Below are 25,640 nucleotides of genomic sequence, written 5' to 3'. Positions count from 1 at the left end.
ACGTTGCGCCTCTACCGAGGCTGCTTTGGATTCTTCAAAACCTTTGATAATGGAAATTTTAGTGGTAAACGATTAACAGATAACGGTTAACAGATAACGGCTAACGCTCCCCCCCCTAAAAACTCACATTTAAGCCAAAGGTGAAGGTTCTTGCTTGACCCACTGAGTTCTTTTCGATGCCTGGTGTTACGTTTGAGTTTCCGTTGACCGACGATTCTGGGTCGGTGCCCGTGTATTTGGTCAACAAAAACAAATTAGAGCCTTGGGCATAGACCCGAACCGTGCTGAGTCCGAGCTTCGTGAACACAGGATTGGCAGGAATGCGGTAGCCAAGCGAAGCGTTTTGCAAACGGAGAAAATCTCCTTTTTCGGCGTTAGTCGATACGGGGAACGACGAACCGCTCGAAAGCTGGTCGTTGTACACCAAGCGAGGAATGTCAGTGATGTCGCCTGGTTTTTGCCAACGGTTCAAGATTTCGGTAGAGTTGTTGTAGGCGCGTTGGTCGAGAAGAGTGGCGCGGGTACCGTTCATGATGTAGTTACCTCCCGCAAACGACAAACTCACGGCTGCATCGAAGTTCTTATATTTAAAGGTGTTGGTCAAACCTCCGTACCACTTTGGAAGGGCGTTGCCAATGAGGTAGTAATCTGCTCCCGTAATGGCAGGCGCTTTCGTGCCGTCTAAGTACGTCCACTGGCTTTGCCCTGGCAATACCACTTGGCTGTACTGTACTTTTTCCCCTTTGGCATTGATAAAAATACGCTGTCCGTTGTCGGGATTAACACCTGCGGTTTTGGCGCCGTACAAACTTCCTACCGAATAACCCACGCGCGTGATGTTGGTGGTTTCGTACGATACGTGCGTAGTTCCAACGATGTCCGTGTTGCCTTGGGCCAATGCCGTTACTTGGTTTTCAAGCGAGGTAATATTGAACGAGGTATTCCACGAAAAGTCTCCTTTACGAAGCACGGTGGCGTTGATGCCCAACTCAAGCCCACGGTTGTACATCGAACCTACGTTGCCCAAAATTGCATTGCCAGGAATCCCTTTAGAAACTGCCTGCGGAGCGCTCAAAATCAGACCGTTGACGTCATTGTTGAAATACGTGACTTCCACTTGAACGCGGTCGTTCCACAAACCCAAATCGGCTCCGATGTTGGTTTGGTTGCTGGTTTCCCAACCCAAATTTGAGTTTCCTGCTTGCGAAATTTCCCAAGTCGGAACGCTGCCGTAAAGCGAGCCACTGTAAAGTTCGAGCGAACTGTAGGCGTCGTTAAGGTTTCCGTTGCCTACGCGCCCCCAACTGGCGCGGAGTTTGACGTTGCTTAGCACGTTGGAAAGTGACAAGTTTTTGTAAAATGGTTCTTCTGACAAGGCCCAGCCACCCGACACACCACCAAAGTTTCCGTATTTTTTACCCGCCCCCAAAGCCGAGTTGCCATCGCGGCGGAAGTTAAAGGTAACGAAGTATTTTTTGTTGAAGTCGTAATTCAAACGGGAAAAGAACGAGAGGAACGCGCGTTCGCTAATCTCATTCCCAGTCGCCGAAATGGCCCCCCAGTTTCCTTGGTAATTATCAAAGAAAGGGTCGGAGGTTTGCGTGCGTGACGCTCCCCATGCGGTATAGTCAAACTTCTGAATATCATACCCTACCAATGCCGAAGCTGAGTGCTTTCCGCCAAAACCAAGGTTGTACGAGAGCGTGTTGGTCCAGTTCCACGTATCCCTAGTTCCAGTGGTATTAGTAGCATTTCCACGCGTCGAAAAACCATTTCCTTGGATGGCGCTGTCAAAGCTTACGTTGTCGGTACGGAGGCGGTCGATGGAGTAGGAGGTTGTAAAATCAAGGTTTTTGGCGAGATTAGCTATTGCCGAAAGAGTTCCAATAACGCGGTCGTTTTCGGACGTGTAGCGGTTTTCTCGCAGCAACGCCACGGGGTTTCCCCAGTTGCTCACCACTTGGTTGTTGCCCATGCCAATGGTATTGAGTGCCGAGGGGTTGATGTTGTACGAACCGTCGGCGTTAAAGGCAGGAACGTTGGGCGAGAGGGCAACGGCCAAGCGCGCTGCTCCTACCAAGAAGAAATTAGAGTTTGGCAACGACCCCGCGTACGGTGATTTGTTGTAGCTAGTGTTGTACGAAACGCTTCCTTTTAATTTCAACCAAGAGGTAATTTCTTGGTCAATGTTGAAACGAATCGCTTTGCGTTTAAACTCGTTGGCGACCAAAAAGCCATTTTGGTTGGTATAGTTGGCCGAAAAGTAGTACGACGTAGTGGGCGTACCGCCCGAAATATTGATGTTATGACTTTGTGAAGTACCCGTGCGGTAAATGTAATCGTACCAGCGTGTGTCAATCGGGTTTTTGTTTTCGTCGTAATTAGGGAAAAATAAAGCCGAAGCTACTCGGTCGTTGTTGGCATTTCCACCCAAAATTTTGGCATTTAAAACCGCTTCGTTTTTGATGGCGATGTACTGTTCGGCGTTCAATAACTCAGGCAGACGCACGACGTTGGAAACGCCCGCCCAAGTTTCGTACGTAATCCGAGGTTTGCCTGCTTTTCCGCGCTTGGTCGTAATGAGCAATACCCCCGCCGCTGCCCGCGAACCATAGATGGACGTGGATGCAGCATCTTTCAATACGTCAATGGATTCAATATCAGCGGGATTGATGTCGCCAAGGGGGTTGTTAGGAACGGCCGTACTGGTCGAAACGTTACCCGTATTGATGGGAATCCCATCGACTACAATCAGCGGGTACGAGCTCAACGAAATGGAGTTGACGCCCCGAATCCGAATCACGGGCGGATTGTTCAAAACCCCATTGGGCTGACCAATGCTTACCCCAGGTGCACGGCCTTGAAGGGCTTGGTCAAAGCTTTGCACGGGCTGCTCTTTGATGGCTTCGCCCGAAACCCGCACAGCCGAACCCGTAAATTCAGCTTTGGTTTGCGTACCGTAGCCAATTACCCGAACTTCACTGAGTTGTTTGGTGTCAGATGTTAATTCGATAGAAAAGGTAGATTGATTAGCGACGGCTTTTTCAATGGAAGTATATCCAATAAAAGAAAAAATGAGGGTAGAATTATCGTTAACGGATAGTTTGAAAGTGCCTTGTTGGTCGGAAATTGTTCCCGTTTGCGTGCCTTTGACAATGACCGAGACGCCTGGTAGCGCCTCGCCCGTTTCTTTGTCTTTGATGGTGCCTGATACTGATTTCTGCGCCAAAGCAGTGATGGCCGAACTCACTATCAAGAGTAAAATAAAGTGTAGTTTTCTGATTTTCATAAAAATAATGGTTAGTACATTGTTAGATAAGTTTTTTAAGTTTTACCCGCGGATTGACGCAGATTAAGAGCCGCAGATATACGCCGATGAGACTAGCTTCATTAAGTGCTTTGTCAGCGAAAATCTGCGTTTGTATTATTCAGCGGGCTTCTGCGGGTAAGAAATAAAATTATTTACTTGACAATGTAGTTAGTTAAAAATGAGTTTTTAATTGTACTTTCCAGCCTCTAGCGTACTGCGTGACAAAGCATATTTTTTCTCGTAGCGGTCTAAAACCACTCGGATGGAGTCTTTGTGCTCATCAATGCCTGTCAACACGACCCGATTGCCACCGTTCTGAATGTCATAATTAAGAATCATGCGGTTGCGTTTGCCAGGACGAGATTCGGCCTCAATGCCCTTGACGCGGCGAGTTGAATACGCAATGGGTTCAATCTTAGGGGCTTCGGGGCCAATGATGGCCAAAGCTTCTTTAGGAATCCAGTTGTCTTCTTTTTTCTTTTCGTTCTTCTTTTTGCCTGGGGCATTGGTGCGTCCGTCGCCGCCAAAGTCGGTTCGATTTCCTAAGAATTCACGCCCTTCTTGGCGTTGCCCACGGTTTTTGTCTTGCAAATACAGCACGTGATGAACGGTGTCGGCTTCGTAGTAAAACACGCGTTGGCCACCCGCTACGCCCGTCAATTCAAACGTACGGTTGATGTCGCGCATGGGAGCGCCGCCGCCGTTGGATAAATCCAAATCCACAGGTTTGTTGACCTTGAAGGTAAGTGTGGTCCATTTTTCAAACGTGGCTTGCTGCCAGCGCAAAGTATCCAGCGGCGAAAAAGGAATCACTTGGCCTTTGTGACGAAATTCCGTAACGTGGTAATTTCCCCGTAACTGTGGGATGCCTTTGAGGGCAGGTTGTTTGTAAGGGTCGTACAAAAAGTTGATGACCGACAAGTACGTAAAAACGGGTAAAAATAAAATGAGTGTTCCTGTTTTGAGCGAAATGCGCGTAATACGCTGCCAAGCTTCGGAAAAAGTGGGGTAGTAGGTGGTAGGAATAGTCGGCTTCTCCAAAATGAGCAGGTTGTAGAGTTTTGGAATGTAGTCAACTAATAAAAAGGCCGAAAACAACACAAAGTAAGAGCTGTAAACGTGGACGCCGCCGTCGTAGGCAAAATTGACATAGACGATGTCGGCCAGTGCGCCAAATAGTAAAACGGCTCCCCAAAATGTAGTGGCTCTAAAAAACAATAACGCCCCCGCTGCTACTTCAACTACGCCCGTAAATACTTCGTACCAAGGCACAATCCCAATCGAAAGCCAGTAGATTTTTTGGAGGGTCAGATCCCCAAAATTGGTATTTAATACGCCCCAAGACGGGTAAGGAAGCTGCGTAGGTGTGAGTTTGGTGAAGCCAAATCCGATGATGCCAATGCCTGCGCGGTAGCGCACAATCACGCGAAGCCAATAATAAAGCAAGTTGTATTCCTTACGGTCTTTTTTAGTGACGGTGGCAATGCCCGTCCAGACCAATCCTACGACAATAGCAAACAGGAAGGTAATGACCCAAACGGCGTACCCGTTGAGGGTGCTGCCAAAGATGCGGTTGCCAAAGAAGTTTAAACCAGAACCAAAACGCGCCACGTCGTACAGGTCACGGTAGTGCAGGTGCAACCAATCAAACGTCGCCACCTCTTTGTACCAGTCGAGGTTGTTGGGCAACGACATGGCCACAAAAAAGACAAACGCAATGCGGAACGCAATTTTTTTCCACAGCGGCCATGCACCGCCCGACGCCTGTGCTGGTTCTTTGTGCTGCGGAAATGGTTCCGTTACCGATTGTATGTTTAGAGCGGAAGCCGCTCCTAAATCGACCCTTTCTGAAGTGATTTTTAGTGTCTTTGACATAGCAGTAAAGCGTTTGAGTTTAGAGTTTTAAGCCGCTCCGACGTCCTGTTTTTTGTGCTTCGAACGTGAGGTATTTTTTGTTGATTTTGTGCAGTACAGCATACACCGAATCGCGTCGTTCGTTGATTCCCGAGAGGACAATCGTTGAGTCATTGGGCTGAGAATAATGCAATTCAAGGGCTTCGTTCGCGTAGTGTTTGTTACGGTTTTTGAGGTGCAAAACGTGTTGTTTTTCATCCACTTCGTAACTGTAATAATGACGCCCCTGCGAGCCTGCCAATTCATAAGTACGGTCGTCGTCGTTGGGGTGAATCTCTTCGGTGTTGGACAAATCCAATTTCACCGAACGATTTGATTTGATACTGAGCGTATTCCATTTTTCAAATACCACATCTTGCCAGCGTGTCGAGTCTGTTTTTGAGTAGGGCAGGGGTGTGGAATTGACCTTAAATTCGCTGACGTTGTAAATCCCTTCTGAATGAGGTAAGCCTTGCTTAGCAGGAAATTGGTACGGCCCTTTTTTGTAGGCTGCGTAGGTTTCTGCGCCATATACCACCACAAACATAAGAATATAAACGGCTTTCAACGCCCAGCGAGCTTTTTGCCAATTGGCCTGAAAAACAGGTTGATACTTGTTGGGAAGGGTAGGTTTTTCGAGCGATACCAACGTAAACAAGCGGAGGGCGTCGTACGAAAACAAAAAGAGGGCTAGCGTAATAAGATAAAAGCTATAGATGTATTCGCCCCCTTCGTAAGCGATGTTGGAAACAAAGACGTTACCCGTAAAAGGCAAAATAATGAGCGTACCAATGGTGGCAGTTTTACGGTGGAGCAACAGAAGCCCGCCCACAATTTCGACCAAACCTAGGAACGATTGGTAATTAGGGACTACGCCCAAGCCCAACGAGAATAGTTTCCAAGCCGTGAAGTCACCGTAATTGGTATTGAGGTTACTGAGTGAAGGGAGGGGCGCTTGCAATGGAAAAAACTTAATAAATCCGTACGCAATCACACCAAGTGCCAAGCGGTAGCGAACCAAAACGCGGATTCCGTAGTAAAGCTTGTTATAATCAGTCGTTGGTTTGTCGATTCGTGACCAAATGAGCGCACCAATGCCCGCCAAAACGGCCACAATCAGCCAATTGATAAAGCTTTCTTGTCCTATGAAATTTGGAGAGTACTTGGACAAATAAAAGATATTTCGGTAGCTAAACGCCCAATCTTCGGTTACAAATAAGTGCTTAAAAAATCGAAGGTCGAGCGGAAGAACTTGAATCAAGAAATAGAGCCCAAAGAATCGAAAAATGTTCTTTTCCCACCCTTGCCATTCGATAGAATCGTCGAGGAGTAATTCTTTTGCCATGGTTGGTTCTAATTGTTATAAGGTGAATAGAAGTTGTTATGATTCTAACCCTCCCCAAACTCCTCCCCGTACGCCGTCGCGGCTTGTGAGGGAGGATGTTAAGAGGTATTAGGGATTAATAGCCAGGGTTTTGTTCCAATGCTTTGTCAGAAAGAAGTTGCTGGACAGGAATAGGCAACACGTAGCGATTAGCGTCCGAAAGATTAAAGACGACAGGAGCACGCCCCGTGCGGACGATGTCATACCAACGGTGTGGTTCTAACGCAAACTCTACGCGACGCTCGTTTTCAATGGCCAACAATAAATCGTTTTTGGTAGCGGCTGTGCTGGCGGCGATTCCTGCGCGATCGCGAATCAAGTTCAAATCAGCCAAGCCAAGTGTGAGTTTATCTTGTTGGGCACGTGCTTCGGCCCGAATCAAAACAACTTCCGCAATACGAAGTACGTAGCTTGGGTCAGAGGCAGGGTTGCGGTAGTACAAATTGCCATACCAGCGGTTCTGGTTATCTCTGGCGACCAATGCACTGCGCGTTCCTCCCACGGCGGGGTTATTGAGCAAAGCCACGAGGGCATCGTTGGGCGCCCACTGGCGCGTACCGCCGTTGGTTTGGGGTTGCCATTGACCACGGTGACCGTTTACTTCGGTCGTACCGTTGTAAAAAATCTCAAAAATCGACTCGGTAGTACCACGGGCATCATTGGCAAAAAACGCACTAAACGGTTTGACTAACCTGTAGCTGGCAGCATCGCTGATGACTTTATCGGCATATTCTTCGGCTTTGGCCCACTCTTTTTGGTACAAATGATAACGTGCTCTCAAGGCCCACACGGTTTTGCGGGTAGCCCGATAACGGTCAGTGGTGGCGGGTAAAAGTGGTTCGGCCGTTTCTAAGTCCTTGAGTACTTGGGCGTACGTTTCGGCAACGCTGCTGCGTTTGATTCCGCTGTTGTCGGTAGGGTTGATGGTTGGTTTGGTAATAAGAGGTACACCACCCCACGTCCGAGCCAAGTCAAAATAGGCCAATGCACGCACAAAATAAGCTTCTCCAATGTACTGATTCCTAAGGGCATCGGTCAACTGCGCATCTTTAACGGCGGGTACTTTGTCGATGACGTTGTTGGCTCGGTTGATGGTTCGGTAAATCGAAACCCAAGCCGAGCTAATGGTTGAATTGTCGGCATTGACTTTTTTATTGATAAACTCTTGAACCTGCGACTGCGAACCCGTCCAAACGATGTTATCGCCCGACAAATAACCAATGGATTGGAAAGAAGTGCCGTAGTAGCTGCCATCGGCGAGGGCGCTGTATATTCCTCGTACGGCTGTTTCGGCCGAAGAACGATTCACAATGGTGGCGGCGTCGGAGATAAATTCTTTGGGCTGAACATCCAGAAACTTTTCGCAAGAACTACTTGCCAGTGCCAAGCTTACCCAGAGTATATGATGTTTGAATTTCATTGTTTTGCTCAATTTTTAAAATGTAACATTGATACCAATCTGTATCCCAAGCGGTTGGGGAGGCGTACCTAAGTCGATGCCTTGCTGGTTTTGGTCGCTGCTTGCGCTCGACTCAGGGTCTAAGCCTGTGTATTTGGTCAATAACCAAAGGTTGGTTCCCGAAGCGTAGACGCGAAGTTGCTCAGCTCCAATTTTACGACTGACCGATTTTGGAATGGAGTACCCTACGTTAAGGGAACGAAGGCGTACAAACGAGCCGTCTTCGAGCCAGCGGCTGCCACCGTCGCGGTAATTGTTGACGTTGATGCCGTCGGGGCGAGGTACGTCGGTGATGTCGCCAGGTTTTTGCCAACGTTGGTTATTTTTAGCAAAAATGATTCGTGCCGCGTCGCGCGCGCCGCCCCCTTCGCCAAAGAAGCGGTTGTGGTTATAAATCTTGTTGCCGTATTGGAAAGAGAAAAATAAGCCAATATCAAAGCCTTTGTAGGAGAAGTTATTGGTCAAGCCTCCAAAGAATTTTGGCCAAATACTGCCCACAATTTGGCGGTCCGCCACGGTGATTTGTCCGTCTTTGTTGACGTCATCGTAAATGACATTTCCCGTTTGTGGGTCAACGCCCAGTTCTTTATACACCCAAAACGAATACAGTGGTGTGCCCTGTTGCTGCAAAATCAAATCGCGACTTCCGTAACGAAGGGGGTTGGGTAGTTTTTCAATGTTGTTGATATTTCGGGCAATGTTGAAACTGGTAGTCCATTGTAAATCACCCTTGCGAATGTTGACCGAACTGATGCCCAATTCAAAACCTTTGTTGGTGATTTCGGCGGCGTTCGACCAGTAATTGCTAAACCCTGACGTGGCGGGCAAGGCCAATTGCAGCAAACCGTTGGTGGTGTATTTGTTATAGACGTTAAATTCTACGTTGAGGCGTTGGTCTAAGAACGAAGCATCAAGTCCGACGTTAAACTGACGCGTACGTTCCCATTGTAAATCGGCGTTCCCCAACTGCTGAGGCGCAATTCCCGCCGAACTTTGGTAACCCGAACCACCCGTCCAAAGACCTTGCGAGGCAAAGTTTCCAATGCCGTTTTGGTTTCCAATTACCCCGACGCTAGCCCGTAGTTTGAGGTCGCTCAAGACCCGAATGTCTTGTAAGAATGCTTCTTGTTTAATTCGCCAGGCGACCCCCGCCGAAGGGAAAAAGCCCCACTTGCGGTTGTTCCCGAAGCGCGATGAACCATCGGCCCGAGCGCTGAAATCAATGAGGTATTTTCCGCCAAAATTGTAGTCTATTTTGGCAAAAAATGAGGCCAAGTTGCTTTTGCTCCAACTTTGGGAAGCGGCAGTGGTAGCGGCGGAAGAAATTTGGGTAAATTGATTATTGGCAAAACCGCGTCCTTCGGCATACGTACGGGTCAGCAAATCACTTTGAAGCGTATTTCCTACCAAAACTCCAAACGAGTGTTTGACCCCGATTTTCTGACGGAAAGTAAGCGTTTGTTCGTTCAACCAAGTAGTAAATTGGCTAATCGAAGACGTCGCCAACCCGTTCGGACTTCCCGAAATCAACAAGTTATTCCAATATTCCGATTCGTTGTAGTTGTTGTAATCAACGCCCCAACTGCTGCGAAATTTGAGGTTGGGTAAAAGTTGAACATCCGCGTATAAGTTGCCAATGTAGCGCAGGCTGGCGGAGTTAACGTTGTAATTATCAAGCAATAACGTAAGGTTGTCAAATCCTGCGCGCCCGACCAAAACCCCTTGTTCATTGACGGGCGAAAGGTATGTTGGCGTGTGCAATGCCGCTTGTAGGAGTCCTCCCGCAGGGCCATCTCCCGCGCGGGCTTGGTTGCGGTACGTACGGGTAAAGGTGTTACTCACACCCACTTGCACGTTGTCGTTTACTTTTTGGTCAAGGTTAACTTTAAAACTTGCGCGTTGGAAGGTAATAGGTTTAATAATAGCCTCTTGCGTGTTGAGACCACCGCCAATGTAGTACTTGGTGCTTTTAGTACCGCCCGAAAGCGAAAGGTCGTAATTAGACAAGCTTGCCGTGCGGAACAGTTCACTCAAACGGTCGTAGGTTTGCTGTTCTTCGGGCAGCCCACGTCCGCCTTCTGATACTGGGCGGAAGGAACGGTTGGCAAACGTGCGGTTGAGTGAAGGGGTATCTTTGCCCGTATTGATCCACCACTCGTTGACAAGCTGAGCGTGTTCTGGTCCCGTGGTCAATTCCCAAAGTTTGGTGGCTTTGGCTTGTCCGTACGATGCGTTCAGCGAAATCTTCGGCTTTTGTTCAAAACTTCCGCGTTTGGTCGTAATCAAAATCACCCCGTTGGCGCCGCGTGAACCGTACAAGGCAGTGGCTTCGGCGTCTTTGAGGACTTCGATACTTTCAATGTCGTTGGGATTGAGGTCGGCAATCGGGGAAGTAGCTTTACCGCCCGTTCCGATGGTTTGCAAAGAATTGTTGTTGATAAATACGCCATCCACGACGTAAAGCGGGTCGTTGTCGGCGTTGATGGAAGTTGCCCCGCGTACTCGAATGTTGACCGCTTCTCCAGGAACCCCCGTGTTGCTGGAGATTTGTACACCCGATACTTTTCCTTGCAACTGGGCGTCAAAACTGCCCGCTTGGATGGTTTTTGATTCGGCAGGGTCAATTTTTGAAATGGAGCCAATGAGGTCTTTTCGCTCAAGCGTTCCGTAGCCAACCACCACAACCTCAGAGAGTTGTTTGGTGTCGGGCGCAATTTCAAGAACTACTTTGTCTGAATTGACAATAATTTCTTTGGTCAAATAACCGATGTAACTGACGACGACCGTGAAGGGTAATTTTTGTCCCGTTCGAAGGGTAAATTTGCCATCCGCATCGCTGGTACTTCCGTTGGTGGTTCCCTTGATGACGACCGACGCACCTACCAATGCCTCCCGTGTCTTTTGGTCGATGAGCTTACCCGAAACCGTCGCGTTGATGGTCGGCGTATTTTGGGCCGAAGCCAGCCATGAGGTAAATAGCAGTAAGCCCCACAGAGATAAAATTTTTTTCATTACTTTGCAGTGGTTAAATAAAACAAATGGTTGTACCGCTTCCTGCGTAGGAAATGGTATCATTTTAGCCAATGAGCCTTTGTTGTTTTAGCTTGTGCCAGGGTAGTTGCCGCTACTCTGGCACGTTTTGTTTATTAGGTAATTTAAAAATGATTACTACAATATTTAATTTGGATTAAAAACTATCGAATAAATATAGAAATTTTTACAGATTTTTCTTTATTTCCTTATTCTGTTTATATTATCTCATTTGAATGATTTCCTACGAGCTGTATTTGCTCATAAATCACTAACCATTGGTTTACTCGTTAGTGTATATTTTTAAAGTAAATTGAAGAAACGAGTTTGGTTTTGGTCAGAAGCTTACTACCATTGGTATAGAAGCTGCCGTTTGGTTAATTGTGGGCACAAAGTTGAAAAGCCTGTTTCATATAAACAAGCTTTAAATGTAATTTTTTTTATAATTTTTACCCTAAAATCTATCTATTTGTGGTAAATAAATTAGTCTATATGTAAAATATATTGACATAAAATCTTCTAAAAGTTTTATTTATTCTCGATTTGAGCGTATTATAGAAGTAAAATAGTACTTTTTGAAGGATAGTAGCGCCTAAATGCCTTAGTTAGACTAAAAAATGAAAGCATAAACTCCTAATAATCAATAGACTAATTGAAATTTTGTTTTTTAATTTTTTTTGAAAAATAGTTGGAAAATTGTTTTTTTATTTCTCACCTTTGCAACCACAATCACTGAGCGAAGTGATATACCATTTGGCTATTTATTCAATCATACTAACTTTTGCACTTCACTTGGAAGTGAAGCTTTTTTAGAAAAAGTATCGCTCATCAAAATTCATCGAAATTTTTTTAATAGTTAATCAATTTATTACGTCCTTTTATTTACATAAAATATCTATAATGTATATAGGAATAATTATTAATTAAACTTAAACAAAGAAACACCATGAAAAAAGTACCAGTTGTTGTTGCCTCATTTATGTTGTTTGGAGGCGTTTCGCAAGCTCGCCCGTCGAAAAAGGAAAGCTCTTATGCTGTTGATACCCGAAACAGTAAATTGGTTTGGGTGGGCAAGAAAGTGACGGGAGAACACACGGGTTTTGTTCCCATCACCAATGGAAGCCTTGTGTGGGCAGACAACAAGCTCAAAGGGGGAAACTTTGACATTGACGTTAAAAACTTAACCGTAACTGACATTACGGATGCTTCGTACAACGAAAAGTTGGTGGGGCACCTTAAAAATGATGACTTTTTTGCCGTGGCAAAATACCCCAAAGCAAGTTTTGTGATCTCTTCGGTGACGCCTAAAGGGGCTAACAACTACGAAATCGTGGGTAAACTTACCATCAAGGGCATTACGCAAGAAGTTAGGTTTCCTGCCGTGGTAAAAGCCGAAAAATCGCTCCTCACTGCCCAGGCCAAGATTAAGGTGGACCGGACTAAGTTTGATATTCGCTATCGGTCGAGCAATTTTTTCGAAAACTTGGGAGATAAGGCCATCGAAAACGACTTTACGCTTGACGTTAATTTAGTGGCAAATGCTTCGTCAAGCCAACAATAAAAGGGGGGAAGTCCCCAAAAATTAGTCTGTATGTATATTTAAGGTGGGTTAGTTATTTCAAATAACCGTCGGGGGCTTACCCCGACGGAGTATTTTCTGAACCATTATAACTATGAAAAAAATCGCAATAGTAGCTCTCGTTTTCCTAGTAGGAACGCTGGGGGTATTTGCCCAAAATGCCGATAATGTGGCACAGTGGCAGTTTAAGTTTGCCAAATCAAGTTTTGAAATGGGCGAAGAAGTAGAGTTAGTTTTTCAGGTGCAGCTTGAAAAAGGTTGGTCGCTTTATTCATCGGATTGTAAGGCAAAAAAAGGCGTAGAACCTACCCAGTTTGAGTTTGCCGAAAACGGTTCTTTTGCTGTTACGAGCACCATCGTTCCCGTAGCACCCCTTGCGCAAAAAAATGAAGTAGAGGGAGCAGAGACAACCTATTTTACTCAAAAGGGGGAATTTAGAACGAAAGTTCGCTTAGATGACCCTAACTACGACATATCAGGTACCATCAAAGGAATGCTCTACAACGAGCGATTAGGTAAAAGTATTCCATTTCAAAAAACGTTTCATTTCTTGAATTAACTATCATAAAATCAATTGTTTATCTTGTTTTTAGTTCAAAAACTTCATCTAATCATCATCAACTAATCAAACCAATTTCCTTACCTAACCTACGTCGAGAAAGAGTCGGAAGTAAAACCCCGACTCTAACATTCCAATCATCAGACACCATGAAAATATACCTTGACAATGCAGCAACTACCCCCATCGACCGTGAGGTGTTAGGGGCGTTGATGCCCTACTTGACCACTTTTTACGGTAACCCATCCTCCAGTCATGGATTTGGACGGCAAGCACGCGAAGCCATTGAAACAAGCAGAGCGCAAATTGGGAAGCTACTCAATACGCCTTCTGAGGCTATTTATTTTACATCGGGCGCGACGGAGGCGTTGAATTGGGTGATTACCGCAGCGGTGAATGCTTACGAACTTCGGCACGTCATCACCAGTCCTACTGAGCACAAAGCCGTGCTACAACCCCTTCGTTGGCTGCAAAAAGAGCATAAAATCCAGCTACATTACGTGGAGCTGGATGAAAAAGGGCAGATAGATTTAGGCCATTTGCAACAATTATTGAAGGAGCTTCCGCATTCGTTGGTGGCGCTTATGCACGGCAATAATGAAATCGGAAACCTCCATGATTTGGAGCTGATTGGGCGTCTGTGTCAAGCTGCTGGAGCGCTTTTTTTATCAGATACTACCCAGACAATTGGTAAGTATTCGTTTGATTTGCAGCGTCTTCCTGTTGATTTTTTGGTTGGGTCGGGGCACAAGTTTCACGCTCAAAAAGGTGTGGGTTTTGTGTATGTTTCACCCAAACGCAAGATAAAACCGTTGTTACACGGCGGGGGGCAGGAGCGCTCGCTCCGTTCGGGAACGGAAAATGTAGCCGCCATCGTCGGAATCGGGAAAGCCCTTGAAGTAGCTTACCATGACTTAGAAGCGCACGAAAAAAGCATCCGTTTTGTGAAAAATCGCCTGATTAAACAACTCGAAAATTTGGGAATAGGCTGTACGTTTAACGGTGAGAGTGCTTCTTCCGAAAATAGCCTTTATACGCTACTCAATGTCGCGTTTCCTGCCTTAAAATCAGGAGAGTCTTTGTTGAGTTACCTGGATTTGTACGGCATTGCTGCCTCGGGTGGAAGTGCGTGTTCTAACCTTCAAGCTACTGATTCTCACGTGTTGACGGCGCTTCAAGCCGCGCCCGATGCCCAACATATTCGTTTTTCGTTTAGTAAATACAATACGCCTGGCGAAGTGGATTATGTCACCCAAAGCTTGAGCGAGATTTACGAAAACGACCGCCGAACATTCCATCCAAAACGCTTACGAAACGATTTGAATGAACGATTTTTTGAACCCTTAAACGTATTATATCGTCATGTCACTAAAATTTGAAACCTTACAGTTACACGCAGGTCAGACTGCCGATCCCACCACCAACGCGCGGGCTGTGCCTATTTACCAAACCACTTCGTACGTTTTTAATAACGCCGAACACGGAGCTAATTTGTTTGCACTCAAAGAGTTTGGGAATATTTATACCCGTATTATGAACCCTACCCACGATGTGTTTGAAAAGCGCATCGCAGCATTAGAGGGGGGAGTCGCTGCCCTTGCTACGGGTTCGGGACATGCAGCGCAGTTTTTGGCAATCAATAATATTACGACGGTTGGCGATAACTTCGTCACTACGTCGTTTTTGTACGGTGGGACGTACAATCAATTTAAAAATTCTTTCAAAAACCTTGGGGTAGAAGCTCGTTTTGTGGACGGCGACAACGTGGATGCTTTCGAGCGGTTGATTGATGAAAAAACCAAGTTTTTGTACTTAGAAACTATCGGAAATCCAGGTTTTAATGTTCCAGATTTTGAGGCTTTTGCGAAACTTGCCGACAAATATGACCTGCCGATTATTGTGGATAATACGTTTGGTGCGGGTGGAGCGATTGCCCAACCCATCAAGTACGGAGCACACGTCGTAGTATCGTCGGCCACGAAATGGATTGGCGGTCACGGGACAACGATGGGAGGGGTCATCGTTGATGCTGGAACGTACAATTGGGGAAATGGAAAATATCCGCAGTTTACAGACCCGTCGCCGAGTTATCATGGACTGGTACTCAACGACGTTTTTGGTGTTGGAGGCCCCTTCGGCAACATTCAATTTATCATTCGAGCACGGGTAGAGGGTTTACGTGATTGGGGGCCTGCTCAGTCGCCGTTTAACTCATTTTTATTACTTCAGGGGCTCGAAACGCTGACATTGCGCGTAGAACGTATCGGTGAAAACGCCCTTGCTTTGGCGCAGTGGCTTCAAAATCAACCGCAAGTAGAGAGTGTGAATTACCTTGGTTTGGAGGAAAATCCTTACCATGAACTGGCGAAAAAATACTTTACGCGAGGATTTGGCGGGGTACTTTCGTTCAAATTAAAAGGTGGCCGCGAGCAGGCTGAAAAATTTGTCAACAATTTGAAGTTAATCAGTCACTTAGCAAACGTAGGTGACGCCAAAACGTTGATTATTCATCCCGCTTCTACGACTCATTCGCAGTTGTCGGCCGATGAGCAGCGCACGGCGGGTGTTGACCCTAATCTGTTGCGTATTTCGGTGGGTATCGAACATATCGACGACATCAAAGAGGATATAAGTCAAGCAATTAGCTTAGGATGATTTTTTATTGAGCCTTTTTCATAGCCCTGTATAGGGAGAGTGAAAGGGAATTTGGGAAATGAGTCGGTTTGGGGTAGTCAGTTGAGTACCCCAAATTTTATTTTCCAAAGGCCATTCCTCGAACTAAATTCTCGGTCTGACTACCGTCTGACCGATTGCCTAGAAGGTCAGACGGCAGTCAGACCGTATCGTGTGTACAAACTAGCTCAGAAAAATGTACTGAATTCTCGGTCTGACTACCGTCTGACCGATTGCCTAGAAGTCAGACGGCAGTCAGACCGTATTGTGTGTATAAGCTGGCTCAGAAAAATGTACTGAATTCTCGGTCTGACTATCGTCTGACCGATGCCTAGAAGGTCAGACGGCAGTCAGACCGTATCGTGTGTATAAGCTGGCTCAGAAAAATGTACTGAATTCTCGGTCTGACTATCGTCTGACCGATGCCTAGAAGGTCACACGGCAGTCAGACCGTATCGTGTGTATAAGCTGGCTCAGAAAAATGTACTGAATTCTCGGTCTGACTACCGTCTGACCGATTGCCTAGAAGGTCAGACGGCAGTCAGACCGTATTGTGTGTATAAGCTAGCTCAGAAAATTGTATAGAATTGGTGGGTTGAATAAAGCAAAAATCCCCGAAGCGTTGCTTCAGGGATTTTTTATTACAGGCAAGAAAAGTAGGCTACTCTAATCCTATTTTCCTCCATACGGGCAACAGCCAATCATAGACGTAACAACCCGCACAAATTCCCGCCAGAGATTCGAGTGCAGCAAAGAAAGTTAAAATACCTGCTACCCAAATCGTGGCAATACCTAGTAAATGTAAAACGGTGATTGTGACTGAAAAAGCAAATCCAATCCGCGCTGCAAAACGTTTGGGAGGAAAGTAAATGGGTTTGGTTGGAAAAGAAAATTGCTTGACAATTATGTCGCTTAACCGAGCTAACGGACTGTATTTTCCCGCATCGAATGCGCGTAAACCAAAGTCAATCACCAATAAAATGGGCAAAAGTAGCCAACCTGTTATGAGATAACTAACAGCCAGTACCAACACTAAAAAGGCGATAGTACGCACTTTGTATTCGTTGATTTGAGCGATGTGTTTGATTTCTGACATGGTGATTGTGCGTTACTTACCGCCCGTGGCTGCGTTTATTTTGGGAGCTTCAGTAGCAAGCAATTGATTGACATCCTCGTTAAATTCTTTCACAAATTCTTCGTAGTATGCGCCCGTAGCAGGTCCAGTATAGCCCGTGTGAATCTTGGTTACTTTTCCCGTGCGGTCGATGTAAATCGTAGTAGGAAACGAGAGCACTTCGCTCAGTTCAGGTAGCACCGACGACGCATATTTTTTATCTGCTACGCCCGCAAACAGCAAGTCATATTCGATGCCAAACCGATTTTTAAGGGCTTCTAGTCGTGTTTTGGCAAAGGCGGGGTCGTTTTTGCGTTCAAATGATAATCCAATGATTTCAACGCCCCTTGCGCGGTTGGCTTTGTACCAAGGTGCCAAAAATTGCGCCTCATCCACGCAGTTGGGGCACCAGCTTCCCAAGACCGTTACAATCACGGCTTTGCCTTGGTATTTAGGGTCTTTGAGTGACACCGTTTTGCCCGTAAAAGCGTCAGGAAAGGAAAAATGAAGGGTTGAAGCGCCTTCTTTAAGGGTGGTCAGGTGGTAGGCATCAGGAAGGGCGGCTTTTTCATTGCGCGTTCCTTTGAGGAGTTGATTTCCCCGAAAACCGATAAATTCGCCCGTCAATTCGTTTCCTGAAATTTTTCCTTTGATGAGCGTTGGGTTGGAACCACTGAAGGCAGAAAGATAAAATTCTTCGCCTTTGACAGTTCCTTCAAAATAGCGAAAGTCACCCGTGGTAGTTAGAAATGTCCCAGTTAGTTTACTCCCCACTTGTTCAAACACCCCAACCACGTTGCGGCCATTGCCTTTGTCGTCGCTGATGGTCACGTCCCATTTGCCTTTGAGGCTGACGTTGGCAACGGGGGTTACTTCAAAAAAACGGTATTTCTTGCCAAAATCGGCCTTAAATGGGATGCCTGCATCGGCCACGTTGCGTTTAAAAGCGCCTGAAAGCTGCGTTGGGGAGTCAATTTTGGCGGCCAATACGGCATCATATACCTCCACGGGAAAAAACAAAGAATCTCCTTTTTGCGTCACTCCTTTTAATTCAAAGCGTTCGGAGCCATTCAAGAGGTAAGCGGTCTGACCTTTTAATTCAAAATTGAAGGGTGCTTCTTGTCCTGCGGGAAAGGCAAAAGTGCCTCGCCAATGACCTTGTTGAGGAGCGACTTGAGCTTGGGCAATACTTGCACCAAAGAGGGCGGTAAACATCGTGAGCTTTTTCATACAATTTTGCTAGTTTAAAGTTGATAAGTGTTTGATTATTAATTGTTAAAATGTTAGCTATCAAACCCCATTTCAGTGAGTGCAGCGCGTGCTTTGCTGTCAACGGAGTTTTTGTATTCGTGTTTTTTATAGGAAATTGCCTTCTCAAAATAGGCTTTGGCTTGCTGGCGTTGCCCTTTTTCTTGGTAGTAATAACCAATCTGCAACGATGCACTCGGAGCGAAATACCAGCCTTCTTTGGCCGACAACTGAATCGCTTTTTCAAACGAAGCCAAGGCTTTGTCACCCTGATGCGTACGTTGAAACACTTTACCCGCTCGGAAATAATACTCGGCGCGTTCTTTTGGGGTTTCTAGGTCTTTTTCAGTAAGTTGAGTCAGCAATTCCGCCGCTTTTTCGTAGTAACCACCGTCAGAAGCGTGTTTAATTTTGAGCAGGGTTTTGTTCGGAAGTAGGTGCGTTTTTGAATAGCTTTCGTAGAACTTCTCGGCGGCTTTGTCTGACTCCGCGTAAGCCACCCCCACCGACGGAATTCGCGATAATGATTGTTGAGCCTTCGTTGAATCGCCTGTGAGCCACTGACACAGCGCTAATTTGTAATAGGCTTCTTTGAGGTAAGATTTACCTTTGAATTGACGGATATAAAGCGCATACAGCCGACTCGCTTCGATGTAGTCACCTTTGAGCAAATGAGCGTCGGCGCGGTAGAGCGTAAAAATGAAAAGTGCGGGGTAGGCGGGGTCAGACGGTGCTTTTTTGAGCAGTTTCAACGCTTGCTCGTTGCGGGTACTTTTGAGCGAAATGGCCGTGGCTAACCAATAAAAACTGAGATTATCCGATTGATTTTCAATTGTATTGAGCAGTTCGGTGTTTTCGCGTTCGTCAAATTTTAAAACAAATTCTTGAATAAAAAAGGACGTAAGTACCGCTTCGTTTCCCCACTCTTTGTCTTTGGTAGCTCGGCGCAATTCAGCAACGCCCTGAGCAATGTTACCCTTTAAACCCAGCAATTTGAGTACCCAACGGTGGTTGTCGGGAACGGAGCCAATGACGATGTGTAGGCAGCCCAGCGATTTATAGGTTGGTAGAAATTGAGGGAACAATTTTTGGTTTTCTTCCAACAACTTCGCCGCTTGAATCACATTCCAAGCCGCTTTTACCTCATTCCCAAAACGAATGCGCACGACTGCCGACAGTAGTTTGATTTCGGCCCGCAAAAACCGATTGTAAGGTGACTGTTCGTCGAGGTCTTCAATGGCGTCGAGGCGTTCATCTTCGTGGGTTAGAAACGCATTATAAGCATCTTCGGTGTCGGTGTTGAGCAAATAAATGGTTTCGGCATAGTGCTCCACGTAAGCCCGAAACGGATTGGTTGATTTTTCGGAAGCAGCCAATTTTTTCGCACTTTCGAGCCGAAGTTTAAATACTTCTTGGTGGGCTTTTTGCAGGGTTGGGGTAAAGTCAAAATCAGCCGCCTGTACCAAAGAAACAACCAAAAAATAGCCCACAAAAAGCGCGAAATAAGTTTTTATACTAAACATAACTCAGTTCTGAATTCTTCGGGTAACACATACGGTTGTAGCGATGCTTCGACTTGTACTTCCAATGTTGCGTTGAACATCGTTGCGGCAATTAATTGAGTCGCAAAGCTCACCAGCAGGATGACCTGCTCTTGCGAGTAGCGCTGGGTAAGGGCGTCGTACAGTTCATCGGGAATTTTTCCTCCTTCGGTGGCTATTTTTGAGCCAAATAAAATCACAAGCAATTCGTCTTCTTCCACTTCTAGTAGGTCGGGGTTTTCTCCCAACTCCAGTAAGTTTTTCCTGAAAAAAGCCGAAAACACTGCGCTTTGAGCGGATTGAGCAATGAGGTAGCCAAACATCAAGGCAAGGCGTTTGCCGAGCAGCTGGTGTACTTGCGTATATTGCTTATCGACAATGCTATGGATTTCGGAAGGGATAAGGACAGGAATGCTCTTTGACATAACTTCGGTTAGTTTCGGGGTTCGTAGATGTTTGCGGCTACTTTTTCTGTCAAAAGTTTGGGTACGTACTTGGGTAGGTGTGCATTGAGGACGTTGAGAAAACCAGGGATGATTTCTGATTTTTTGGCAAACAACCCTTTTATGGCAATCTTGCCTACGGCTTCGGGCGTCATATTCACTTTGGATGCTGTCTTTTTGGTATGTTCGCCCATTCTGGCGCGATAGACAAAATCGGTGTCGGTGCTGCCTGGGCTTAGGGTCGAAACGGAAAGGCCAGTTTCTCTTAGTTCAAACCGAAGGCTGCGCGTAAACGACAATACCGCCGCTTTGGAGGCGGCATAAACGGCTAGGTATGGTACAGACTGGTAAGCGGTGGTACTGGCTACGTTGAGCAAATAGGTTTCTCCGTTGTTTTTTAGGATAGAAACAAACAGGTACGAAAGCCGAACGACCGCTTTGAAGTTGACATCAACCATGTTGAGTTGCTCTTCAATATTGAGGTCGGAAAATCGCCCCGTTAGTCCAAACCCTGCGTTGTTAATCGCCACCTTTAATTTATCCTTGAAGGGAGCCACCCATTTTTCAATGTTAGCGACGGCTTCTGGCTCAGATAAATCTTGCACAAAAGTGTGAACACTGAGCGCGGGGTAGCGTCCGCGTAGCTCGGTTTGGGTATATTCGAGCACCTCTTGGTCAAAATCGACCAAGAGGAGGTGGTACTGACGTTGAGCAAGTTCGTTGGCAATGGCCTTTCCGATGCCTTTGGCCGAGCCTGTTACGAGGGCATATTGGGGTGTATTCATAGTGAAATACGAATTACGAATGAGTGAATTATTACAGGCCAATGGAGCTTATTTAACAACATATTTCGCAAGACGCTGATAAAAAGGGGTTTTGCTATGTTCGTTTTTGGGTACGTATTTTCCTGTCACAATGGGTACATACATGACGCGACGGCGTGACTGTTCGCCCTCAAAAACACTGGCTTCTACCCGATGCCACAAGTCGCCGTCGTGAATCGTCAAATCACCCGCTTCAATATCGAGACCTACCTCGTTGACGTCAGGCTGGTGGTCGATGAATTGTTTTTTGCGGAAAAGCGTCTGAAAAACGCCTTGGGTGTGCGTACCCGGTAACACCTTGAGACCCCCGTTGCGGCTTAGGCAGTCATCAAGGTGAGTACCGATATTGAGCATTTTGTGAATTTTTTGTCCTAAAAACAAGTCTCGTGGGCTGTCGGTATGCCATCCCATGGAAGTAAACTTGCTGTGTTTGTCTCGAACGTAATGATTAAAGACCAGCCCATCTTTTTCGTCTTCTCCCACGCGGGCATCACCGCCTATCAAAGTGGTAAGCGATTGGATACGAGGGTCTTGGATATATTCGCGCAGGATGGGGCTGAACTTTGACGCAAAGCAAATTCGCTGAACCAACGGGCTGCCGTCGAGGTCTTTTCCAAACTTGAGGGGCACTCCGTTGATTTTTTGTTCGCCATCGGTCAAAATTTGTTCTTCAATCCGCTTGAATTCGTTGAGAAACAACTGAACGGTGTCTTTGGCAATGAAGTTTTTAAAGTGCAAAAAACCGTTTTGATTGAAAAAAGAGATTTGTTCTTCTGTCAATTTTTCGTTGAAAGTAAAGGTCTGAGTGTCTAATCTTTTCATAATTGTATCAGGTTTTGAAAATAAATATCAATTTTATAGATTTAATAGATTAATTGGCAAAAATAAAACACAAGGCTTAAAAAGCAAACCTTAGTCAAACACCTCGTCTTTTACTTCGATTCGGAGTTGGTGGGTATTAAAAACGTGCGAATTGGGCGCTACACTTTTGGTTAAAAATACGCTCCCCCCAATGATGCTGTTTTTACCAATGACGGTTTTTCCGCCAAGGATGGTAGTTCGGGCGTAAATGATGACGTTGTCTTCTACCGTAGGGTGGCGTTTTACTTCGGCCAGCTCCTTTGCTACTTGCAATGCTCCTAGCGTAACCCCTTGATAAATAGAAACATTATTTCCAATGATGGCCGTTGCGCCGATTACAATGCCTGTACTGTGGTCAATCATAAAGGGGACTCCAATTTTCGCCGCAGGGTGAATGTCGGTGCCCGTATTTCGGTGCGCATACTCGCTCAAAATCCGTGGTAAAACGGGTACTTTTAAGAGCGTTAATTGATGAGCGATTCGGTAAACGGCAATGGCGTAAAAGCCTGGATAAGAAACGATAACTTCGTGAATGCTCGTAGCGGCGGGGTCAAACTCGTAAATCTTGGCGGCGTCGGCTCGTAAATGATGATAGACCGTTTCTAATGATTGATAAAAGGCATTGACCGTCCCTTCAATATCGGCTTCCGTAGGGTCTAAGTAGCTCAATAAAATATTCTCAAGGTCGATTTGATTCTTTTTGAGGATACCCACGTAGGTTGCCTTTTTGTGCAAACGGTTGTTGGGAAAAAGAAACTCAAAAAGGTTCGTCAACCAATCAATCGAATCTTGGATTTTTGGCGTTGCTTCCCATTCTGCTTTGTGCGTGTGGTGAAGCTTATCGATAAATTCCTTTACGTCAGACATAGTGAAAGAAAGGTTTCAATTCTGAAACCTTATAGGTTTAAAAAACCTATAAGGTTTAGGGTTATTTTTTATGTTGCAAACGGTAGAGCGTTTCTACCAACGTGTCGATGTCGGCGCAGGTATTGTAAAACGCCAACGAAGGTCGAACGGTACTTTCCAAGCCAAAACGCCGCAAAATAGGCTGTGCACAATGGTGTCCCGTACGAACCGCAATTCCCTCTTTGTTAAGGGCTTGCCCTACTTCGTCGTTGGTGTACCCCTTTAAGGTAAACGACAAAACACTGGCTTTGTCGGGAGCAGTACCTACCAATCGAAGCCCTGGAACGTCTTTCAACAAATGAGTGGCGTAGTGCAACAATTGATGCTCGTATTGGTAAATAAGGTTCATGCCTAAACCTGTGACGTAGTCAATGGCTGCGCCGAGCCCCACTGCGTCGGCGATGTTTCCTGTTCCTGCTTCAAAACGAGAAGGAGCAGGGTGGTAAACGGTACGCTCAAACGTTACGTCTTTGATCATGTTTCCTCCACCTTGCCAAGGTTGAATCTGATTCAGCAACTCTTCTTTGCCATAAACCACGCCAATGCCCGTTGGCCCGAACACCTTGTGCCCCGAAAAGACAAAAAAGTCGGCGTTTAAGTAACGAACATCCACGCTCATGTGCGAAACCGACTGAGCCCCATCGACCAACACTTTTGCGCCAATCTGATGAGCGAGTTCAACGATTTGTTTGGCAGGAGTAACCGTTCCTAAGGCGTTGGAGACCTGCGTGAACGATACGAGTTTGGTGCGGGAATTGAGCAATTTTACGTACTCTTCCAAGATTACTTGACCATCATCATCCACGGGAATCACGCGCAAACGCGCGCCTTTTTTCTGCGCCAATTGCTGCCAAGGCACAATGTTGGCGTGGTGCTCAAGGTGGCTGACAATGATTTCATCACCTGCGTTAATAAATTGCTCTCCAAAACTTTTAGCAACCAAATTAATCGCTTCCGTTGCCCCCCGAACAAACACAATTTCGTTGGTCGAAGCAGCATTCAAAAACGCTCTGACTTTTTCGCGTGCCGCTTCGTAGGCATCGGTGGCGCGAGCAGCTAACTCGTGGGCGGCGCGGTGAATGTTTGAGTTTTCGTGTTCGTAAAAATAACTCAAACGGTCGATGACCAACTTGGGCTTTTGGGTCGTAGCCGCGTTATCCAACCAAATCAGAGGTTTCCCGTTGACAGTTTCCTGAAGAATGGGAAAGTCTTTTTTGATGAGTGCAGCGTCCAGCGGTAGCTTTGGTGCTGATTGTAAGCTATTGGCGGAAGCTGTTGTGGAAGAAACAAAAGGAAATTGCGGTACAACACCATCTCCTAACCCGTGCAAAGCGTTGCCCGAAAGAAAATAGTATGGACTTCCTATTTGAGGTACTGAAGCAACGTGGTTCGTGCCCGAGAGTGCTTCCAGCGCTTTTTGTAATTGGGATTCAAACGAAAAATGGGATTGGAAGGGCAACTGTTCTGGGGATGTTTCCCTGCCCGAACCAATGGAGGAGGGGATGGCGTCACTTTTTAAGTTTTCGTCGGGAAAACTGGTCTGTGGATTCTCCAGATTAATGTTGTTGCCGTGTTGAATCGCCGAGGGCGATGCACCACTTCCTGCCACGGAACTAGGAATTCGTCCGCCGTTTGAGCTAATGCTGGCAGGTTCTACCACGTGCGGCGTAGTCGGTGCTGCACCAGCAGCGACAAAAGCCGTTGGGTCGTGCAAAGTCGGTGAAATGCCCACGCCTCCCAATGCAGGCGGCGTGGGTGCGCCGTCTGCAAAATAGAAAGGAACCTCATTGGGAGCTTCTGCGTGAACAGGTGCAAGGGCATGAATCCCCTGTTTGGCAAATCCTTGCGCAATCGGATGTTCACCTGGCAAAGCAGCAAAAAACTGATTTGCCAGTGCTTCCAACGCTGCTACGTCGGGCAGTCCTGTCAAAGTATTAATACTTGTACTCATGGTAGTTGCCGATTTCAACGTCTTCCAAAACTGCAATGGCATCGTCCACCAATACCGCCAACGAGCAGTAAAGTGAAACAAGGTAAGAGGCGATGGCCTTGTCATTGATGCCCATAAAACGAACCGAAAGTCCAGGGGTTTGTTCGCCTTGCAAGCCAGGTTGGATGAGACCCACTACACCCTGACGGCTCTCGCCCGTGCGCAGCAAAATGATTTTGGTTTTATTGTTTTGGATAGGAAGCTTGTCCGAAGGAATCAACGGAATGCCCCGCCAAGTAATAAACTGCGACCCAAACAATGAAACAGTTGGCGGTGGTACACCACGGCGCGTACACTCGCGACCAAATGCCGCAATGGCCAACGGGTGAAGCAAAAAGAAACCAGGTTCTTTCCAAACTTTGGCAATCAGCTCGTCCAAATCATCGGGAGTAGGAGGTCCAAGGCGCGTTTTGATGACTTGCGACGGAACGACGCTGTGCAGCAAACCGTATTCTTTGTTATTGATAAGTTCGCTTTCTTGGCGCTCTTTAATGGTTTCAATCGCCAATCGCAACTGCTCCGAAATCTGATTATAAGGCTTGCTGTACAAATCAGAAACGCGCGTGTGAACGTCAACAATGGTTTGAACGGCCGATAAATTGTACTCGCGCGGATTGTCAATGTAATCGACAAATGTTTGGGGAAGAACCCGCTCGTCGCGCGCCGAACAATCGACTTCAACGCTATTGGCGTTTTTGACTTTGTTGAGACGGTAAACGCCTGATTCTACAGGAACCCAGTTCAAAAGGCGAGTTAGCCAGCGAGGGGTGATGGTCACCATTTGCGGCACGGTACGGGTCGCAATCGCCAGCTGTCTTGCGGCTAC

18 protein-coding genes and 1 pseudogene are annotated in these 25,640 nt (G+C 46.4%); 5 read left to right on the top strand and 14 right to left on the bottom strand.

Annotated elements, in window-relative coordinates:
• Positions 1-115: 115 nt before the first annotated feature.
• The 5 genes from DTQ70_RS12475 to DTQ70_RS12455 all read right to left on the bottom strand — a co-directional run bounded on the left by DTQ70_RS12475 (position 116) and on the right by DTQ70_RS12455 (position 11,058).
• A complete protein-coding gene (locus DTQ70_RS12475; protein WP_122931101.1) occupies positions 116-3,289 on the bottom strand; it encodes a TonB-dependent receptor in 3,174 nt (1,057 codons plus the stop codon).
• Between the two features lie 207 nt (positions 3,290-3,496).
• Positions 3,497-5,185, bottom strand: a complete 1,689-nt coding sequence (locus DTQ70_RS12470) for a hypothetical protein (protein WP_122931100.1) — start codon at positions 5,183-5,185, stop codon at positions 3,497-3,499.
• Positions 5,186-5,204: 19 nt separating this feature from the next.
• Positions 5,205-6,548, bottom strand: coding sequence for a DoxX family protein (locus DTQ70_RS12465; RefSeq protein ID WP_122931099.1), 1,344 nt, complete (start codon positions 6,546-6,548; stop codon positions 5,205-5,207).
• 115 nt (positions 6,549-6,663) lie between these two features.
• Complete coding sequence (locus DTQ70_RS12460; protein ID WP_122931098.1) at positions 6,664-8,007, bottom strand: RagB/SusD family nutrient uptake outer membrane protein; 1,344 nt, start codon at positions 8,005-8,007, stop codon at positions 6,664-6,666.
• 15 nt (positions 8,008-8,022) lie between these two features.
• Positions 8,023-11,058 (bottom strand): TonB-dependent receptor, encoded by a 3,036-nt coding sequence (locus DTQ70_RS12455; protein ID WP_122931097.1) that lies wholly within the window; start codon positions 11,056-11,058, stop codon positions 8,023-8,025.
• Positions 11,059-12,022: 964 nt separating this feature from the next.
• Here DTQ70_RS12455 and DTQ70_RS12445 point away from each other — a divergent pair.
• The 4 genes from DTQ70_RS12445 (at position 12,023) to DTQ70_RS12430 (ending at position 15,869) form a co-directional block, all read left to right on the top strand.
• The gene (locus DTQ70_RS12445) at positions 12,023-12,637 is read left to right on the top strand and encodes a YceI family protein (RefSeq protein ID WP_122931095.1); all 615 of its coding nucleotides are present in this window, start codon (positions 12,023-12,025) and stop codon (positions 12,635-12,637) included.
• Between the two features lie 112 nt (positions 12,638-12,749).
• Positions 12,750-13,214, top strand: a complete 465-nt coding sequence (locus tag DTQ70_RS12440) for a protein-disulfide reductase DsbD family protein (protein ID WP_122931094.1) — start codon at positions 12,750-12,752, stop codon at positions 13,212-13,214.
• A 149-nt stretch (positions 13,215-13,363) separates the two neighbouring features.
• On the top strand, positions 13,364-14,593 hold the full coding sequence (locus DTQ70_RS12435; protein WP_122931093.1) for a cysteine desulfurase family protein: 1,230 nt from the start codon (positions 13,364-13,366) through the stop codon (positions 14,591-14,593).
• Entirely contained in the window at positions 14,577-15,869 is a 1,293-nt protein-coding gene (locus DTQ70_RS12430) for an O-acetylhomoserine aminocarboxypropyltransferase/cysteine synthase family protein (RefSeq protein WP_122931092.1), read from the top strand. The genes DTQ70_RS12435 and DTQ70_RS12430 overlap by 17 nt, the downstream gene beginning before the upstream one ends.
• A 679-nt stretch (positions 15,870-16,548) precedes the next feature.
• Here DTQ70_RS12430 and DTQ70_RS12425 read toward each other — a convergent pair.
• The 8 genes from DTQ70_RS12425 to DTQ70_RS12395 form a co-directional block, all read right to left on the bottom strand.
• Positions 16,549-16,983, bottom strand: a complete 435-nt coding sequence (locus DTQ70_RS12425; RefSeq protein WP_122931091.1) for a DUF4395 domain-containing protein — start codon at positions 16,981-16,983, stop codon at positions 16,549-16,551.
• 12 nt (positions 16,984-16,995) lie between these two features.
• Entirely contained in the window at positions 16,996-18,231 is a 1,236-nt protein-coding gene (locus DTQ70_RS12420) for a peroxiredoxin (RefSeq protein WP_122931090.1), read from the bottom strand.
• 53 nt (positions 18,232-18,284) lie between these two features.
• Positions 18,285-19,772 (bottom strand): lipopolysaccharide assembly protein LapB, encoded by a 1,488-nt coding sequence (locus DTQ70_RS12415; RefSeq protein ID WP_122931089.1) that lies wholly within the window; start codon positions 19,770-19,772, stop codon positions 18,285-18,287.
• On the bottom strand, positions 19,760-20,215 hold the full coding sequence (locus DTQ70_RS30690; RefSeq protein WP_164489992.1) for a hypothetical protein: 456 nt from the start codon (positions 20,213-20,215) through the stop codon (positions 19,760-19,762). The genes DTQ70_RS12415 and DTQ70_RS30690 overlap by 13 nt, the downstream gene beginning before the upstream one ends.
• An 8-nt stretch (positions 20,216-20,223) precedes the next feature.
• A complete protein-coding gene (locus DTQ70_RS12410) occupies positions 20,224-21,018 on the bottom strand; it encodes an SDR family oxidoreductase (protein WP_122931088.1) in 795 nt (264 codons plus the stop codon).
• 48 nt (positions 21,019-21,066) lie between these two features.
• A complete protein-coding gene (locus tag DTQ70_RS12405) occupies positions 21,067-21,879 on the bottom strand; it encodes a phytanoyl-CoA dioxygenase family protein (RefSeq protein ID WP_122931087.1) in 813 nt (270 codons plus the stop codon).
• A gap of 90 nt (positions 21,880-21,969) precedes the next feature.
• Positions 21,970-22,785 carry a serine O-acetyltransferase gene (locus DTQ70_RS12400; RefSeq protein ID WP_122931086.1) on the bottom strand — a complete coding sequence of 272 codons (816 nt, stop codon included), beginning with the start codon at positions 22,783-22,785 and terminating at the stop codon, positions 21,970-21,972.
• A 61-nt stretch (positions 22,786-22,846) separates the two neighbouring features.
• Positions 22,847-24,775, bottom strand: a complete 1,929-nt coding sequence (locus DTQ70_RS12395) for a family 2A encapsulin nanocompartment cargo protein cysteine desulfurase (protein ID WP_122931085.1) — start codon at positions 24,773-24,775, stop codon at positions 22,847-22,849.
• On the opposite strand from DTQ70_RS12395, the gene DTQ70_RS31300 reads away from it, so the two are divergent.
• The gene (locus tag DTQ70_RS31300; protein ID WP_122934386.1) at positions 24,774-24,851 is read left to right on the top strand and encodes a hypothetical protein; all 78 of its coding nucleotides are present in this window, start codon (positions 24,774-24,776) and stop codon (positions 24,849-24,851) included. The genes DTQ70_RS12395 and DTQ70_RS31300 overlap by 2 nt on opposite strands.
• Here DTQ70_RS31300 and DTQ70_RS31075 read toward each other — a convergent pair.
• Positions 24,828-25,595: pseudogene (locus DTQ70_RS31075) on the bottom strand (family 2A encapsulin nanocompartment shell protein); the annotation flags it as partial. The gene DTQ70_RS31300 and the pseudogene DTQ70_RS31075 sit on opposite strands and share 24 nt — an antisense overlap.
• Positions 25,596-25,640 lie beyond the last annotated feature (45 nt).

The sequence above is a fragment of the Runella sp. SP2 genome, assembly GCF_003711225.1.
GTDB lineage: Bacteria > Bacteroidota > Bacteroidia > Cytophagales > Spirosomataceae > Runella.
The sequence above is the reverse complement of the archived record's forward strand: the minus strand, read 5'-3'. Positions and strand labels throughout refer to the sequence as shown.